Origin of the sequence: Ferrovibrio terrae (assembly GCF_943372915.1) — a bacterium.
GTDB lineage: Bacteria > Pseudomonadota > Alphaproteobacteria > Ferrovibrionales > Ferrovibrionaceae > Ferrovibrio > Ferrovibrio terrae_A.
The window spans coordinates 37,629-53,329 of the sequence record NZ_CALSAN010000024.1 but is presented as its reverse complement, the minus strand read 5'-3'; the positions used below and the strand labels follow the sequence as shown (position 1 = coordinate 53,329).

Annotated in this window: 14 protein-coding genes; 8 read left to right on the top strand and 6 right to left on the bottom strand. The window is 64.3% G+C overall.

Annotated features, from left to right (window positions below; translation table 11 throughout):
• The first annotated feature begins 1 nt into the window (after position 1).
• Positions 2-2,239, top strand: coding sequence for a DNA topoisomerase IV subunit A (gene parC, locus AAG821_RS16100; protein ID WP_341914996.1), 2,238 nt, complete (start codon positions 2-4; stop codon positions 2,237-2,239).
• 3 nt (positions 2,240-2,242) lie between these two features.
• Here parC and AAG821_RS16095 read toward each other — a convergent pair whose 3' ends face one another.
• The 3 genes from AAG821_RS16095 to AAG821_RS16085 all read right to left on the bottom strand — a co-directional run bounded on the left by AAG821_RS16095 (position 2,243) and on the right by AAG821_RS16085 (position 5,791).
• Positions 2,243-3,427 (bottom strand): hypothetical protein, encoded by a 1,185-nt coding sequence (locus AAG821_RS16095; protein ID WP_341914994.1) that lies wholly within the window; start codon positions 3,425-3,427, stop codon positions 2,243-2,245.
• 90 nt (positions 3,428-3,517) lie between these two features.
• A complete protein-coding gene (locus tag AAG821_RS16090) occupies positions 3,518-4,759 on the bottom strand; it encodes a flavin-dependent oxidoreductase (RefSeq protein WP_341916343.1) in 1,242 nt (413 codons plus the stop codon).
• Between the two features lie 12 nt (positions 4,760-4,771).
• Positions 4,772-5,791: a tripartite tricarboxylate transporter substrate binding protein gene (locus tag AAG821_RS16085; protein ID WP_341914990.1), complete on the bottom strand. Its 1,020-nt coding sequence runs from the start codon at positions 5,789-5,791 to the stop codon at positions 4,772-4,774.
• 151 nt (positions 5,792-5,942) lie between these two features.
• Between AAG821_RS16085 and AAG821_RS16080 the strand changes: the two genes are divergently transcribed.
• The 7 genes from AAG821_RS16080 (at position 5,943) to AAG821_RS16050 (ending at position 12,880) form a co-directional block, all read left to right on the top strand.
• Positions 5,943-6,515 (top strand): MarR family transcriptional regulator, encoded by a 573-nt coding sequence (locus AAG821_RS16080; protein ID WP_341916341.1) that lies wholly within the window; start codon positions 5,943-5,945, stop codon positions 6,513-6,515.
• A 54-nt stretch (positions 6,516-6,569) separates the two neighbouring features.
• Positions 6,570-7,223, top strand: a complete 654-nt coding sequence (locus AAG821_RS16075; RefSeq protein ID WP_341914987.1) for a hypothetical protein — start codon at positions 6,570-6,572, stop codon at positions 7,221-7,223.
• A 469-nt stretch (positions 7,224-7,692) separates the two neighbouring features.
• Complete coding sequence (locus AAG821_RS16070; protein WP_341914983.1) at positions 7,693-8,493, top strand: undecaprenyl-diphosphate phosphatase; 801 nt, start codon at positions 7,693-7,695, stop codon at positions 8,491-8,493.
• A gap of 32 nt (positions 8,494-8,525) precedes the next feature.
• Positions 8,526-10,148, top strand: a complete 1,623-nt coding sequence (locus AAG821_RS16065) for an AMP-binding protein (RefSeq protein ID WP_341914982.1) — start codon at positions 8,526-8,528, stop codon at positions 10,146-10,148.
• Positions 10,149-10,242: 94 nt separating this feature from the next.
• Positions 10,243-11,280 carry a COX15/CtaA family protein gene (locus AAG821_RS16060; protein WP_341914980.1) on the top strand — a complete coding sequence of 346 codons (1,038 nt, stop codon included), beginning with the start codon at positions 10,243-10,245 and terminating at the stop codon, positions 11,278-11,280.
• A complete protein-coding gene (cutA, locus tag AAG821_RS16055) occupies positions 11,273-11,599 on the top strand; it encodes a divalent-cation tolerance protein CutA (protein WP_341914978.1) in 327 nt (108 codons plus the stop codon). Before AAG821_RS16060 ends, cutA begins: the two co-directional genes overlap by 8 nt.
• A 75-nt stretch (positions 11,600-11,674) precedes the next feature.
• A complete protein-coding gene (locus AAG821_RS16050; RefSeq protein ID WP_341914976.1) occupies positions 11,675-12,880 on the top strand; it encodes an MFS transporter in 1,206 nt (401 codons plus the stop codon).
• On the opposite strand, the gene AAG821_RS16045 is transcribed toward AAG821_RS16050, so the two are convergent.
• From AAG821_RS16045 to AAG821_RS16035, 3 genes are read right to left on the bottom strand one after another with little or no spacing between them, the layout of a single operon-like run.
• The gene (locus AAG821_RS16045; protein WP_341914974.1) at positions 12,881-14,206 is read right to left on the bottom strand and encodes an O-acetylhomoserine aminocarboxypropyltransferase; all 1,326 of its coding nucleotides are present in this window, start codon (positions 14,204-14,206) and stop codon (positions 12,881-12,883) included.
• Between the two features lie 4 nt (positions 14,207-14,210).
• The gene (locus AAG821_RS16040) at positions 14,211-14,714 is read right to left on the bottom strand and encodes a CoA-binding protein (protein WP_341914972.1); all 504 of its coding nucleotides are present in this window, start codon (positions 14,712-14,714) and stop codon (positions 14,211-14,213) included.
• 3 nt (positions 14,715-14,717) lie between these two features.
• Positions 14,718-15,524: an enoyl-CoA hydratase gene (locus AAG821_RS16035; protein WP_341914970.1), complete on the bottom strand. Its 807-nt coding sequence runs from the start codon at positions 15,522-15,524 to the stop codon at positions 14,718-14,720.
• Positions 15,525-15,701 lie beyond the last annotated feature (177 nt).

Sequence of the window (15,701 nt, the reverse complement as noted above, 5' to 3'; positions counted from 1 at the left end):
CATGAGCAAGCACCTGCCTCCCAAAGACGTTCCCGAAGATATCCGCAATGTGCCGCTGCCCGATGCGCTGTCCGAGCGCTACCTGGCCTATGCGCTCAGCACGATCACTTCTCGCTCGCTGCCCGATGCCCGCGACGGGCTGAAGCCGGTGCAGCGCCGCGTGCTGTTCGCCATGCGGCTGCTCAAGCTCGACCCCAGCGCCGGCTACAAGAAATGCGCCCGCGTCGTCGGCGACGTGATCGGTAAATACCACCCGCATGGCGACCAGTCGGTCTACGACGCCCTGGTGCGCCTGGCGCAGGATTTCGCCCAGCGCTATCCGCTGGTCGATGGCCAGGGCAATTTCGGCAATATCGACGGCGATAACGCGGCCGCCATGCGATACACCGAGGCGCGGCTGACCGAAGTCGCCAATGTGCTGCTCACCAACCTGGATGACGACACCGTCGATTTCCGCCCCAATTACGATGGCGAGAATGACGAACCGGTGGTGCTGCCGGCCGGCCTGCCGAATCTGCTGGCCAATGGCGCCAGCGGCATTGCCGTCGGCATGGCGACATCCATTCCGCCGCACAATCTGCCCGAGCTGTGCGATGCGCTGCTGCATCTCATCAAGCATCCCAATTCCAGCATCGAGAAGCTGGTCGACTTCGTGCAGGGCCCGGATTTCCCCACCGGCGGCATCCTGGTCGAGCCGCTGAGTGCCCGCATCGAGGCCTATAAGACCGGTCGCGGCAGTTTCCGCCACCGCGCCAAATGGCAGCAGGAAGAGCTACCGCGCGGCATGTGGCAGATCGTCGTCACCGAAATTCCCTATCAGGTGCAGAAGTCCAAGCTGATCGAGCGCATCGCCGAGCTGATCACCGAGCGCAAGGCGCCGCTGCTGGACGACGTGCGCGATGAGTCTACCGAAGACGTCCGCCTGGTCATCATCCCCAAGAGCAAGACCGTCGATCCGGCCGTGCTGATGGAAAGCCTGTTCCGCAGCACCGATCTGGAAACGCGCTTCCCGCTCAACCTGAATGTGCTGGATGGCGGCAAGCTGCCGCGCGTGATGAACCTGCGCGAGGCGCTGCAGGCCTATCTCGACCACCGCCATGAGGTGCTGGAGCGCAAGAGCAAGTATCGCCAGGGCAAGATCGAGCATCGCCTCGAAGTGCTCGACGGCTACCTGATCGCCTATCTCAATCTCGACGAGCTGATCGAGATCATCCGCCGGGAAGACGAGCCCAAGCCGGTGATGATGAAGCGCTTCAAGCTCACCGACGTGCAGGCTGAGGCCATCCTCAACATGCGGCTGCGCAGCTTGCGCAAGCTGGAGGAGATGGAGCTGCGCGGCGAGCATAAGGAACTCTCCAAGGAGCTGGCCGAGCTGAAGAGCCTGCTCAGCGACGAGGCCCTGCGCTGGGCTGCGATTGCGGGCGAAATCCAGGAGCTGAAAAAGCAGTTCGGACCGAAATCGGCACTGGGCAAGCGCCGCACCAAGATCGGCGATGCGCCGGTGATCTCGGAAGAGGCCTTCGAGGTACTGGTCGAGCGCGAGCCGATCACCGTGATCTGCTCCGCCAAGGGCTGGATCCGCGCCATCAAGGGGCATGTCGCCGATGACGGCACGGCGGCGTTCAAGGAAGGCGACAAGGGCCGCTTCTGGCTGCATGCCGAGACCACCGACAAGCTGCTGCTGTTCGGCACCAATGGCCGCGCCTATACGATCGCTTGCGACAAGCTGCCGCGCGGCCGCGGCCATGGCGAACCGGTGCGCCTGATGATCGACCTGGGCAATGACCAGGAAATCGTCGAGCTGATGAAATACCAGGGCGAGCGCAAATTCCTGGTTGCCAGCAGTGACGGGCGCGGCTTCATCTGCCCCGAGGCCGAGATGCAGGCGGCCACCCGCACCGGCAAGCAGATCCTCAACGTGCAGGCGCCGGCCGAGGCCTGTGTCTGCAGGGTGGTCGAAGGCGATACGGTTGCTGTCGTCGGCGACAACCGCAAGCTTTTGCTGTTCCCGCTGGCGGAACTGCCGGAGATGACCAAGGGTCGCGGCATCACCTTGCAGAAATACAAGGATGGCGGTCTCGCCGATGCCAAGACCTTCACGCTGAAGCAGGGCCTCAGCTGGGTGGATTCATCGGGCCGCACCAAGACCGAAAGCGACATCAAGGAGTATCGCGGCGAGCGCGCCCAGGCCGGCCGCATCGTGCCGCGCGGCTTCAACAAGAATAACCGGTTCAGTTGACGGTTAACGCTGCAACAGGCGGTGCAGTGTGGCGAAATAGGCCTCGGCTCGCTGTGCCGCTGCATGGTTAATGTAGGTTATCCGGATCTGGTCATTGCCTGCAAAGGCGAGACGATATTCGAATTTTCCGGACTCATAAACGAGGTGGCCGTCTCGTTGTGCCAACACCCATTTCGCAGTGGTCGGCTTTTCCCCGTCGATGCCAGTACCGATCTGATAGTAAGCCTCGGTGCGTCCATCGGCTAAAGCCGGGATGATAAGCCGTGCAAATCGTCCGGTTGCGATGGTGCCCTGCCAGAAACCGGTATAGCCAGTGCCCTTGCGGGGAAGAGTCGGAAGGGCAGGGAGTATCTGAAAAGTAGCGGCTGTTGCCGGATCGTCATCATTGCAGGCAGGCGTTTTGCCGGTTTCGAAGAAGGCATCCAGGCATGGCCCGTAGCGGCGGGCAAATTCCCAGCCGACGCCGCCGAAATGCGTGCTCATGCCCGAATAATCAGGCTGGCTGATGATGAAGTTTGGAATCCCCAGTTCGGTCAGGCGCTGGCGCGCGAAAGGGCCACGGATATTGGGTTGCTTGGTTTCGTACCAGTCGTCGTTGGTGAAGAACCCGGCGCCGACACGGATGGTCGAGCCCTTGTAGGAGTCCCACTTGGTGCGCATCTCGAAATCGTTCTGGCGCCAGCGGCCGTCGTGGCTGTAGTCGCCATAGCCCGCTGGGGCCAGCGGCAGAATGCCGAGAATGTCGGTACGATAGGTGCCGAGTTCGATGCTGCCCCAGGCGCCGCCGGACTGGCCCATCAGCACGATGCGCTGGTAGCCTTTCTCCTTGATCTTCTCGACCCCCACCATCATCACCAGCGCAATGCGTTGCGCGTAGAATTCGGAATGGCGCCGCAGGTTATAGGCGTCCCAGCCGGCTTCGGCAAAGTACTGCACGATGGGCGGAACCTTGCCCGGTGCGATCTTGTCACCGCTGTAGCCATCATTCCAGATCACCACCCCCTTGGCCTTGGCCGGCCCCTGTGGGTGTGCCTGCAGGATGGTCTTGCCGGGAAACACCGCCGGCTCCAACCAGAAATGCGTACCTTCGATAAATGGCTGTGCGCCGGCTGGCTGTACGACTGTAATCAGCAGTAGCAGCATGGCGCAGAGCTGGAGCAACCGGCTGCCTTCACCAGTCATACGCATGTATTCCCCCCCACAGAGCAGTGCGGGGATTATGGCAGATTCCGGTCTGGAATGGTCAAGCTGAAGACGCGGCTGACCGAGAAATGGCCCTTATCCCGCCGCCTTCAGCTTCTCGCGGTCGTAGCCGGCAACCTTCTTGTAGCGGTCGGTAATCGCGGTCAGCTCTGCCGGGCTGATCACATCCTCGATGCGCGCAAACGGCCTGTCGCCGGTGCGCTCGAACACCTCGCGCAGGATCGCATCCGGCGGATTGGTGCGGTTGGTCAGCACCACCTGCGCCGTCGCCGGCAGGCGCAGGGCCTCATAGGCCTTCAGCGCGTCGACCGGATCTTTCGTTTCTGCCAGCAGATCGGCCAGCACGGCGCAGTCGATGATGGCCTGGCCGGCGCCGTTCGAGCCGCGGGGCACCATTGGATGCGCCGCATCGCCCAGCAGGGTGACGCGGCCCTCGGTCCAGTGGTCCAGCGGGTCCTGGTCGACCATGGGAAATTCCAGTGCCATGTCGGCATCGCGGATCATCTTGGGCACATCCAGCCAGTCGAACTGCCAGTCGGCGAAGGCGGGCAGGAAGTCGTCGAGATTGCCCGGCCGGCTCCAGTCGCGCTTGCGATAGACCGGCGTTTCGATCTCGGCCACCCAGTTCATCAGCTGGTTGCCGGCGGCATCGATGTCGTTGCGGATCGGATAGATCACCATCTTGCCATGGCTGAGCCAGCCGGCGCGCACCATGCAGGCGCCCGACAGGATCGGCTGCATGCGCGTCACGCCGCGCCACATGTTGACGCCGGAATAGCGCGGTTCGCCTTCTTGCGGATGCATCTGCTTGCGGATGGCGGAATGGATGCCGTCGCAGGCCACGATCACCGCGGCGCTCTGGTCGGGCAGGGCAGCGCCGGTCACCGTATCGCGGAACTGCGCGGTGGCCTGTTGCGCATCCTGGCTGAAGCCGGTGCACTGCCAGCCGGTATGGATGCGGTCCTTGCCGAGACGCTGCTCGACAGCGGCCAGCAGGATCATCTGAAGGTCGCCGCGATGGATCGAGAATTGCGGCCAGTCATAGCCGGCCGCGCGGCCGAGCGGTTCGCGATGGATCAACTGGCCGAAGCGATTGAAGAAGGCCGCGTCCTTGGTCGCCACCGCCGCTTTCGCCAGCTCGCTTTCCAGGCCCAGCCGGATCAGCTCTTTCGTGCTGTGCGGCAGCAGGTTGACGCCGACACCGACGGCCTTGATCTGCGGCGCCATCTCGAAGACGCGGCAGGGAATGCCGCGTTCATGCAGGGTCAGCGCCAGCGTCAGGCCGCCGATGCCGCCGCCGATAATCAGCACATCCATACGCAGGTATCCTTACTCGGGCTGAATCTTCGCGTCGTTGATTACCTTGGTCCAGTGCGCCAGGTCTTTCGCCGTCAGTTGCGCCAGCGCATCCGGCGTACCGCTGCGCACCACCATGCCCTGTTTCTGGATGGTTTCGCGCACGGCGGGATCGGCCAGGATCTGGTTTAGCTCGGCATTCAGGTGCTTCACCATGTCCGGCGGGGTCTTGGCCGGCGCATACATGCCGTACCACAGATCGACGGCGAAACCGCTGACGCCCTGTTCGGCGAGCGTGGCGATCTGTGGTGCCATGGCCGAGCGCTCGGCGCCGGTCAGGCCCAAGACACGGATGCGATTATCCGCCAGGTAGGGCAGCGCTGTATGCACCGGCATGATCATGGCGCCGACGGTGCCGCCCAGCAGATCCTGCACCGCGCCGCCCGAACCCTTGTAGGGAATGTGGTTGAGGTTGATGCCGGCGGCGAGCTTGAAGGATTCCATCGCCAGATGCTGCGGCGTGCCGTTGCCGGGCGAGGCATAGTCGATCTTGCCGGGCTGCGCCTTCGCCAGCGCGATGAACTCCGGCAGGGTTGTCGCCTTCACCGAGGGATGAATGACCAGCACCATCTGCCCCAGCGCAATCATGCCGATCGGTGCGAAATCCTTCACCACATCGTAAGGCACGTTCTTGTACAGCGGCGGCGTCATCACGAAGGTGTTCGCCGTCACCATCAGCGTGTAGCCGTCCGGTGCCGCGGTGGCCACCACCTGGCTGCCGATATTGCCCGAGGCGCCGACGCGGTTTTCGACCACCGCCGGCTGGCCCGAGCGCTGCTGCAGCTGCTGGCCCACGATGCGCGCCAGCGAGTCCATGCCGGTGCCGGGCGAGAAGGGCACAATGATCTTCACCGGCCGCTGGATCAGCGATTGCGCCCGCGCCGACATCACACCGGCCGGCAGGGCGGCGAGGGCGAGAGATGCAGCGGTGGCGCCCAGCAGGCTGCGGCGCGACAGGATGATGGAGCGGGATGCTGCGATGGATGACGTCATGTTTCCTCCTCAGGCCCGCTTCATTGTCGGGTCGCTAAAATCATCATACGTATGACGAATAGGCCGGGCGGCCGGTTCTGTCAATTCACGAAATCAGGCGCCGGTGCAGTCTGCGCTTGCACTGCGCGCGGTGATCGGGCAGGGACGGGGGATGGCGAAATCCAACCGCAACGCGCATCCGCTGCCCGAGATTTACGACCGCCCCGGTTTCCAGATCCGGCGCGCGCACCAGAATTCCGTGTCCGTCTTTCTCGAAACCCTGAAGCCCTTCGACCTGACCCCGACCCAGTTTGGTGCGCTGACCATGGTCAGTCGCTGGGGCCCGGTCAGCCAGATCGACCTGGCGCGCAGCCTGGGCTTCGACCGGTCGACCACCGCGCTGGTGGTGCGCCTGCTGGTCGGCCGCCGCCTGATTGCCCGCATGGCTGATCCCAAGGACCGACGCAAATTCGCCCTGACGCTGACGCCTGCGGGTCGCAAGCTGCTGGACGGCTGTCGCACCGCGGCGGAAGAGGCCCGGCTGGCCTTGCTGGCGCCGTTCAGCAAGGCCGAGGCAGCGGAATTCCTGCGCCTGTTGCGTCGCTTCAATGCGGCTTTCGATGGGGTGTCGCGGGCGCCGCCGGTGGTGCAGGCAACGACCAGCGAGCCCATCAGCAGGAGCAAGAATCAATCTGCCGGAAAAGCAATTAAAACGCGTCTTGTAAAGGCGAAAACTAGCCTTTAAGTGTGTCTTCACACGGAATATGATTATTAAAAGTAGAGCAGGGTGGATGCTTTCGTGGGTGGCGATGTAGCCGGTCAGAAAGACCGGATACCGCAGCTGACTGGCTGGATTTACGCGCTCGTCGATCCGCGCGATCACAACATTTTCTACGTTGGCCAGACCCGCGACCTCGACAGCCGCAAACGCACCCATTTCGCCGGCGGCCATTCGGTCTCAGGTGGCATGATCAAGGTGATCCGCAGCAATGGCCTGCTGCCGCTGGTGGTGGTGCTGGAGGCCGATGTGCCGCTGCGCCGGCTCAGCATCGCCGAGGCCTTCTGGATCGCCCTGCTGCGTCGGCGCGGCTGCGCGTTGCTGAATGTGCCGCCACAGGCCGATGCGCGCCAGGAGCTGCAGCAGGCGTCGCGCAGCGCCGGCTTTGGTGCGCCGCGCATTGCCGGGCCGGGTCCGCATGACCGGCTCGATCGCGAACCTTGCCTGCAGGAACGCGAACAGCGCCGGCAGCAGCGCGTGCGGGCGCTGAACCTGCCGCTCAACACCGGCAAGCCCTGGACCTCGGGTGAGGATGCCGCTCTGCAGGCGCTGGTCCGCCATGGGTTGCGGGCCGAGGATATCGCCCGCCGCTTCGGCCGTTCGCGTGATGCAGTGGCGGCACGCCTCGTGCGGCTGGGGCTGGTGGCTGAAGAGGGGCGTGGCAAACCGCCGTGAGGCCCGGAAAATGAAAAGGGCCGGCGGGTGTTTGCCCGGCCGGCCCGTCTCGGTCTGGTGTCGCGATCAGAACACACCGAAAATGTAGAGCAGGATGATAATCGGGATCGGGATGCCCAATAACCAGAGCAGAATGCCACGCATGTTGAAACTCCATGTTGTCATAACCGCTCCATAAACGCTTGATGCGTCATTTCGTTTCACCCGCCATGGGACTCTTTGCGGTGCCGCCGGAAGCCTGTTTGATACGGACAGGTCGATTGCGGAGTCGGTCATTTTGTACTATATTTGTTCTTTGCGGCGGGTCACGGGAAGCTGACATGACATTGTATGCAGACGGCATGAACCGCGGCGAAGCGCCGGGAATGCCAGCGAACACCCGCGAAGCCCGGCGAAGCGTCAGGAATGCCAGCGAAGCGCCACGAATACCAGCGAAGCGCCCCGAAGCCGGCCGAAGCGGAGCAATGGCATGCTGATCGACTACCTCCAGGCGGCCTTTCTGGGCGTCGTCGAAGGCCTGACCGAGTTCATCCCGGTCTCCTCCACCGGCCATCTGATCCTGCTGGTCGACCTGCTCGGCTTCGAGGGCCCACCGGGCAAGGTGTTCGAGATCGCCATTCAGCTCGGCGCCATCCTCGCCATCTGCGTGGTCTACTGGCCGCGCCTGTGGGGCACGCTGTCGGGGCTGGGCCGCAGCGACACCGCCAACCGCTTCACCGTCAATGTGCTGTTCGGCTTTTTGCCGGCGCTGGTGATCGGCTTTTTCGCCCATGGCTTCATCAAGGGCGTGCTGTTCAATCCCTGGGTCGTGTCGGTGGCGCTGATCGTCGGCGGCCTTGCCATCCTGGCGATCGAGCGTTTCACCGGCGAAGGCGAGGTCAAAAGCGTCGATGATTTCAAATTCCGTCTCAGCCTGAAAATCGGCCTGTTGCAATGCCTGGCGATGATCCCTGGTGTGTCGCGCTCGGGCGCCACCATCATGGGGGCGCGCCTGCTCGGCGTGCAGCGCGCGGCGGCGGCGGAATTCTCCTTCTTCCTCGCCGTGCCCACCATGGCGGCCGCCACCGCCTATGACCTGTTCAAGAACCGCGACGGCCTGACGCTGGATGGCGCCGGGCTGATCGCCGTCGGATTCATCGTGGCTTTCCTCTGTGCCATGCTGGTGGTGCGCACGGTGATCGGCTTCATCAACCGTTATGGCTTCGTACCCTTTGCCTGGTATCGCATCGTCATCGGCGCCGCGATGCTTGCACTGCTCAGCCTGCGCTAGAAGAATGAAAAAAAGTCCGGAGGATATCGTTGATGGGAGAGGGGCTGCCGCCATCGGTCTACGCGGCGTTTAAGCACAGCGCCACAGCGCATCCGCAGAACAGTTTCCTCTGCGTGCCGGTCCGCCCTGATCGCGCCTATGCGCCGGAGGGTCTGGAACTGAGCTACGGTGCCGCTGCCGCTATCGTAGACGACCTGCGCGCGCGCTATGCCGCCGCCGGCTATGGCATCGGCCATCGCGTCGGTCTGCTGCTGGAAATGCGGCCGGAGTTTTTCTTCCATGCCCTGGCGCTGAATGCGCTGGGCTGTGCCGTGGTGCCGATCAACCCGGATTACCGCCACGACGAGATGCTGTACCAGATGCAGCATTCCGAGGCCGATCTGATCGTGGGCGTGCCCCATCGCGTCGATGATCTGAAAGCCGTGGCCCGCGACCGCAGCGAAAAACCGCTGCCGGTGCTGGATTGCACGGCGGTTCCCACTGTCATCCCCGCGCCGCAGCAGAAGACGGCGGGCGGCCGCATCGGTCACGATACCGAATGCACTCTGCTCTACACCTCCGGCACCACCGGCCGGCCCAAGGGCTGCATCCTCAGCAATTTCTATGTGTTGAATGCCGGCGACTGGTATCGCCATCTCGGCGGCATGCTCGCCATCCGGCCGGGGCAGGATCGCTTCTACAATCCGCTGCCGCTGTTCCACATGAACCATGGCGCCGTCACGGCCGCCTGCGCCATGCTGACCGCCAACTGCCTGATCCTCACCGAACGCTTCAGCCCGAACCGCTGGTGGCAGGAGGTGGTGCAGACCCGCGCCACCATCATCCATTATCTCGGCGTGGTGCCGCCGCTGCTGCTCAACCAGCCGGAAACGGCGGAGGAGAAACAGCATGCCGTGCGCTTCGGTCTGGGGGCCGGGGTGGAACCGCAATTACACGGCGTGTTCGAGCAGCGCTACGGCTTCCCGCTGATCGAGGTCTGGGGCATGACCGAGACCGGCCGCATCTTTGCCGACTGCCACCCGCCGCGCCAGATCGACACCCGCGCCTTCGGCCGGCCGTTGCCGGGCCTGGAGGCCAGGGTGGCCGGTCCTGATGATCACGAGGTGCCGCGCGGTCAGGAGGGCGAGTTGCTGGTGCGCCACTCGGCGGCCGATCCGCGCCGCGGGTTTTTCTCCGGCTATCTGAAGAACGACAAGGCCACGGAAGACGCCTGGGCCAATGGCTGGTTCCACACCGGCGACGTGGTGCGGCAGTCGGATGACGGCATGCTGTATTTCGTCGATCGCATGAAAAACATCATCCGTCGCGCCGGCGAGAATATCGCCGCTGCCGAGATCGAGGCCTGCCTGCAGGCGCATGATGCCGTGGCGCAGGTGGCGGTGATGGCCGCGCCGGATGAGATCCGCGAAGAGGAAGTGATGGCCTGCATCGTGCCGATGGAGGGCCATGCGCCGACGCCGGCGCTGGCCGAGGCGCTGTTCGCCTGGTGCTTCGACCGGCTGGCCTACTTCAAGGCCCCGGGCTGGCTGCTGTTTGTCGACAGCCTGCCCACCACCGGGACCCAGAAGGTGCAGAAGACCCAGATTTTCAAAGCTGGCGAAGACCCGCGCCAGCGGCCCGGCATTCACGACTTCCGGGCGCGCAAAAAACGGTAAAATGTCGCAGCCGGCCACCCTTGACCCGGGCGGGGGTGCGGTCTTTGTTTCAGGGCATTCGACCGGTGGTGTTCAGGGATTCAAGATGCAGACGATGACGGCTTTGAAGGCGGTGGCGGAACGGCGCGAGGGCGATGCGCGGGCCGTGGCGCTGTGGCTGTTTGCCGTCGCCGGCCTGGTGGCGCTGATGGTGGTGATCGGCGGCCTGACGCGGCTGACCGAGTCCGGCCTCTCCATGGTGGAATGGAAACCGATCACCGGCTGGCTGCCGCCGCTGTCAGACACCGCCTGGGCGGCCGAGTTCGAGAAATACAAGCAGTTCCCCGAATACCAGAAGGTCAATATCGGCATGACGCTGGAAGGCTTCAAAAGCATCTTCTGGCTCGAATACATCCATCGCCTGCTCGGTCGCCTGATCGGCGTCGCCTTCGCGTTGCCGATGATCCTGTTCTGGATCGCCGGGCGCATCCCCGCCGGCATGAAGCCGCATCTGCTGCTGATGTTTGTGCTGGGCGGCAGCCAGGGCGCGCTCGGCTGGTTCATGGTCGCCAGCGGCCTGGTCGATCATCCCGACGTCAGCCACTACCGGCTCACCGCGCATCTGGGCCTTGCCTTCCTGATCTTTGCCTATCTGCTCTGGGGGGCGCTCTCGCTGCTGCGCCATGGCCGCATGGTATCTGCGCGTGACGGCGGCATCGCGGCGCTGCTCACCGTCGTGGTTTTCCTGCAGGTGCTGTCGGGCGGGCTGGTCGCCGGCATGAATGCCGGTCTGGCGCATAACACCTGGCCGCTGATGGATGGCGCCTTCATCCCTGACGGCCTGCTGATCGCCAGTCCGTGGTGGATCAATTTTTTCGAGAATGCGATGACCGTGCAGTTCCAGCATCGCATGCTGGCCTATCTCGTCTTCGCGCTGGCGCTGCTCACTTCGGTGCTGCTGAAGGGCCGCGCGCCGGTCGGTCTGCGCCATGGCCTGCTCAGCGCCGTGCTGCTGCAGGTCGGGTTGGGCATCGCCACGCTGCTCCACCATGTGCCGGTCGCGCTCGGCACCCTGCATCAGGCCGGCGCCGTGGTGGTGCTCGGTATTGCGGTCACGCTGTGGCATGACCGGTCGCTGCAGCGGTATGACTGAGATCGTCCTGCTCTATTGCACGGCGGCCAGCACCGCCGAGGCCGAGGCGATTGCCGAAGCCGTGGTGGGCCAGCGGCTCGCCGCCTGCGCCAACATCCTTCCCGGCATGCGGTCCCTGTATTGGTGGCAGGGAAAACTGGAAAAAGCCGAGGAGGCCGTGCTGATCCTCAAGACCCGGCCCGATCTGGTCGAAGCCGCCACGGCGGCGGTGAAGGCCGCCCATAGCTACAGCGTGCCCTGCGTGCTGCCGCTCAGCGTGGGCGCGGGCGGCAATCCGGACTATATCGCCTGGCTGTTGGGCGAAACGAAGCCGGGTTGATTGCAGCGATACATTTTTCGGGTTTGCCGCGCGCCCTGGTCGGCGTAGGCTGAGGGCGTCCCCAGGAGCGTTTCGATGTCCCGTTTTGCCGGTTTCCTGACGCTGGTGTTTTCCAGCCTCGCTCATACCTATTCCCATCTGTTCACGCTGCTCTATGCCACCGTGGTGCTGGTGCTCGAGCGCGAATGGGGGCTCGGCTACGACACGCTGTTCGCGCTGTCGATCCCAATGAGCGTGCTGTTCGGCGCCGCCGCTTTGCCGGCCGGCTGGCTGGGCGACAAGTGGAGCGCGTCGGGGATGATGGCGCTGTTCTTCCTGGGCGTCGGCGCCTGTTCGATCCTCACCGGCCTGGCCGATACCCCGCTCACCATCGGCATCGGGCTCGCCGGCATCGGGCTGTTCGGCGCGATCTATCATCCGGTCGGGATTCCCTGGCTGGTGCGCAACGCGGTCAATCGCGGTCGTGCGCTCGGCATCAACGGCGTGTTCGGTTCGGTCGGCACGGCAGCTGCCGCGCTGGTCGCCGGTTTCCTCGCCGATCTCTATGGCTGGCGCGCCGCTTTCATCATCCCGGGCATCATCTGCCTGGTCACCGGCGCGGCTTTCGTCTGGACGCGGCAATCCAACCTCCTGCTCGATCGCGGCGAGGATGCCGTGCCGACGCCGGCACCCGGCAAGAGCGACATCTGGCGCGTCTTCTGGGTGATGTCGGCCACCATGCTGTGCACCGGGCTGATCTTCCAGGCGACCGCCTTCGCGCTGCCCAAGGTGTTCGACACGCGGCTGTCGGGCCTGTTCAACGACAGCATGCTCGGCATCGGCGGCATGGTCACGCTGGTCTATACCGCGTCAGCATTCTCGCAGATCGTCGGCGGTGAACTGGCCGACCGCTACGCGCTGCGCAGCGTCTATGCCGTCGTGCAGTGGTTGCAGATTCCGGTGATCATCACCGCCATGATGCTGATCCATCCGGCGCTGGTGCCGGTGGCGGCGCTGATGGTCAGCCTCAATGTGGCAGGGCAGGCGGCCGAAAACTCGCTGCTGGCGAAATACACCCCGCCGCAATGGCGCGGCCGGGCATTTGGCGCCAAGTTCGTGCTGACGCTGGGCGTGTCTTCGCTCGGCGTTGCCGTGATCCCGGTGATCTACCGCGTCACTGGCACGCTCGACATGCTGTTCATCCTGCTGGCCGTAGCCGCCGCCGGTGCCGGCATTTTCGCGCTGTTGCTGCCGCGCGACCGGGCGGCGGAATCGTCAGCTGTGGCGCAAGCCGCGGAATAATCACACCGCGTTCAAGGCGCGATCCAGATCCTTCATCAGGTCCGCCACATCCTCGATGCCGATGGAGAGCCGGATCACGTCGTCGCCGGAGCCGGCCGCCGCGCGCTGCTCAGGCGAGAGTTGGCGATGGGTGGTCGAGGCCGGATGGATCACCAGGCTGCGGGTGTCGCCCACATTGGCCAGATGCGAGAAGATCTGCACGGTGTCGACGAATTTCAGCCCGGCCGCATAGCCGCCCTTCAGGCCGAAGGTGAAGACCGAGCCGGCGCCGAGGGGCAGATAGCGCTGCGCGAGCGTGTGGTACCGGTCGCCCTTCAGGCCGGCATAGGACACCCAGGCGACCTTCGGATGTTTCGACAGGAACTCCGCCACCGCCAGCGCATTGTCGCAATGCTTGCGCATGCGAAGGCTCAGCGTCTCCATGCCGGTCAGGATCATGAAGGCATTGAAGGGCGAGATCGCGGGGCCGAGATCGCGCAACGAGATCACGCGGCAGGCGACAGCCAGCGCCATGTCGCCGAAGGTCTCCCAGAAGGTGAGGCCGTGATAGGCCGGCGAGGGCTTGGACAGATGCGGGAACTTGTCGTTCTGGCCCCAGTCGAACTTGCCGGAATCGACAATCACGCCGCCCATGGAATTGCCATGACCGCCGAGGAACTTGGTGGCCGAATGCAGCACGATATCGGCGCCATGCTCGATCGGGCGGCACAGATACGGCGAGGCCATGGTGTTGTCGATGATCAGCGGAATGCCGTTGCGATGGGCGATCTCGGCCAGGGCCGCGATATCGGCAATCACGCCGCCGGGGTTGGACAGGCTCTCGGCATAGATCGCCTTGGTTTTCGGCGTGATGGCCGCCTCAAAACCGGCAAGATCGTCGGGATCGACAAAGGTGGTATGCCAGTCGAAGCGCTGGAAGCTGACGCCGAGCTGGGTGATCGAGCCGCCATAGAGCTTGCTGGAGGCCACGATATGGTCGCCCGGGCTCATCAGCATGTGGAAGGCGACCAGCTGCGAGGCATGGCCGGTGGCGACCGCCGTCGCCGCGCGGCCGTTTTCCAGTGCGGCCACCTTCTGCTCCAGCACCGCCGTGGTCGGGTTGGTCAGGCGGGTATAGATGTTGCCGAAGCTCTGCAGGTTGAACAGCGATGCGGCCTGGTCGGCATCCTCGAAGACAAAGGCCGTGGTCTGGTAGATCGGCGTCGAGCGCGCGCCGGTGACCGGATCGGGCGCCGTGCCGGCATGCACCTGCAGGGTGTCGAAACCGTAAGGCGAGGTATTCTCTGCCGCGCGGTTGGCAGCGGCGGGCTTCTTCGTATCGGTCATAATCTTATATCCGACGCTGGCGTTTGGAATTGATGACGCGGGTATTGACGCCCATCCAGCCGATCTCCTGGCTGAGGCGGCCGTATTCGATCTTGGGACAGCGGTTCATCACCACTTTCAGTCCGGCAGCCTCGGCCTTCTGTGCCGCCGCATCATTGCGCACGCCGAGCTGCAGCCACAGTACCCTGGCGCCGATCCTGATCGCTTCATCGGCAATCGGCGGGATGGCGTCGGAATTGCGGAAGCAGTCGACCATGTCGACCTTCACCGGAATCTCGCCCAGCGACGCATAGATCTTCTCGCCGAGGATTTCCGAGCCGGCATCCTTGGGGTTGACCGGGATGACGCGGTAACCCTTCTGCTGCAGGTATTTCATCGCAAAATACGATGGGCGGTTCCAGTTCGAGCTGGCGCCCACCATGGCGATCACATTCACCTGCCGCAGGATGCCGCGGATGTAGTCATCGTCGTAGGCGTCGTGATCGATCTTTTCCAACACGGCACTCATAACTCAACGCCCTTCCCATTTCGGATCGCGCTTCTCGATAAAGGCATCGATGCCTTCCTCGGCATCGCGGGCCAGCATGTTTTCCGTCATCACCCGACTGGCATAGTCATAGGCCTGCGCCAGCGGCATATCGAGCTGGCGGTAGAAGGCTTCCTTGCCGATCTTCACGGTCAGCGGCGACTTGGCGGCGATCTGCCCGGCCAGCGCCAGGGCGGTTTCTGACAGGGCGCTTTCGGGGACCACGCGGTTGACCAGGCCGATCTCGGCGGCGCGCGCGGCCGGCAGCAGGTCGCCGGTCAGCAGCATTTCCATGGCATGCTTGCGCGACACGTTGCGTGACAGCGCCACCATCGGCGTCGAGCAGAACAGCCCGATATTGACGCCCGGCGTGGCGAAGCGCGCGGTGTCGGCGGCCACGGCCAGGTCGCAGCTCGCGACCAGCTGGCAGCCGGCGGCCGAGGCCACGCCATGCACCTGGGCAATCACCGGCTGGGGCAGGGCGACAATGGACTGCATCAGCATCGAGCACTGGCGGAACAGGGCTTCGTAATTCTGTCGTCCGGGATTGGCGCGCACTTCCTTCAGGTCATGGCCGGCGCAGAAGCCGGGGCCGTTGGCGGCAATGATCACCGCTTTGACACTGCGGTCGGCCTTTGCCGCATCCAGCTCGGCCTGCAGGGCGGCCATCATCCCGGTGGAGAGGCTGTTATAGGCCTTGGGCCGGTTCAGGGTCAGGCGGAGGATGCCGACCTCGGGCTGGGCGCGGAGGACAGGACCATCGGCGGGTTTGAGATCGGCTGCGGCTGACACGGGCGTCTCCGGGGCATTTTTTTAACAGGTTGGCGGCCATGATAGGGTGCGTGGCCGTGCAGGGAAAGGTCGCCCGGACAATGCCGGTTCCGGGCCGCATTTCCGCCCCATTACCGGGCGATGAAAGGCGACCCGGGCCGGGTCGCCCCAGTTGCATGAAGGTGGGGCGGCAGCGTA

Excerpts from the sequence above, each read along its gene's own strand:
- parC (WP_341914996.1), top strand. The coding sequence starts at position 2 with ATGAGCAAGCACCTGCCTCCCAAAGACGTTCCCGAAGATATCCGCAAT.
- AAG821_RS16095 (WP_341914994.1), bottom strand. The coding sequence starts at position 3,427 with ATGCGTATGACTGGTGAAGGCAGCCGGTTGCTCCAGCTCTGCGCCATG.
- AAG821_RS16090 (WP_341916343.1), bottom strand. The coding sequence starts at position 4,759 with ATGGATGTGCTGATTATCGGCGGCGGCATCGGCGGCCTGACGCTGGCG.
- AAG821_RS16085 (WP_341914990.1), bottom strand. The coding sequence starts at position 5,791 with ATGACGTCATCCATCGCAGCATCCCGCTCCATCATCCTGTCGCGCCGC.
- AAG821_RS16080 (WP_341916341.1), top strand. The coding sequence starts at position 5,943 with ATGGCGAAATCCAACCGCAACGCGCATCCGCTGCCCGAGATTTACGAC.
- AAG821_RS16070 (WP_341914983.1), top strand. The coding sequence starts at position 7,693 with ATGCTGATCGACTACCTCCAGGCGGCCTTTCTGGGCGTCGTCGAAGGC.
- AAG821_RS16065 (WP_341914982.1), top strand. The coding sequence starts at position 8,526 with ATGGGAGAGGGGCTGCCGCCATCGGTCTACGCGGCGTTTAAGCACAGC.
- AAG821_RS16060 (WP_341914980.1), top strand. The coding sequence starts at position 10,243 with ATGACGGCTTTGAAGGCGGTGGCGGAACGGCGCGAGGGCGATGCGCGG.
- cutA (WP_341914978.1), top strand. The coding sequence starts at position 11,273 with ATGACTGAGATCGTCCTGCTCTATTGCACGGCGGCCAGCACCGCCGAG.
- AAG821_RS16050 (WP_341914976.1), top strand. The coding sequence starts at position 11,675 with ATGTCCCGTTTTGCCGGTTTCCTGACGCTGGTGTTTTCCAGCCTCGCT.
- AAG821_RS16045 (WP_341914974.1), bottom strand. The coding sequence starts at position 14,206 with ATGACCGATACGAAGAAGCCCGCCGCTGCCAACCGCGCGGCAGAGAAT.
- AAG821_RS16040 (WP_341914972.1), bottom strand. The coding sequence starts at position 14,714 with ATGAGTGCCGTGTTGGAAAAGATCGATCACGACGCCTACGACGATGAC.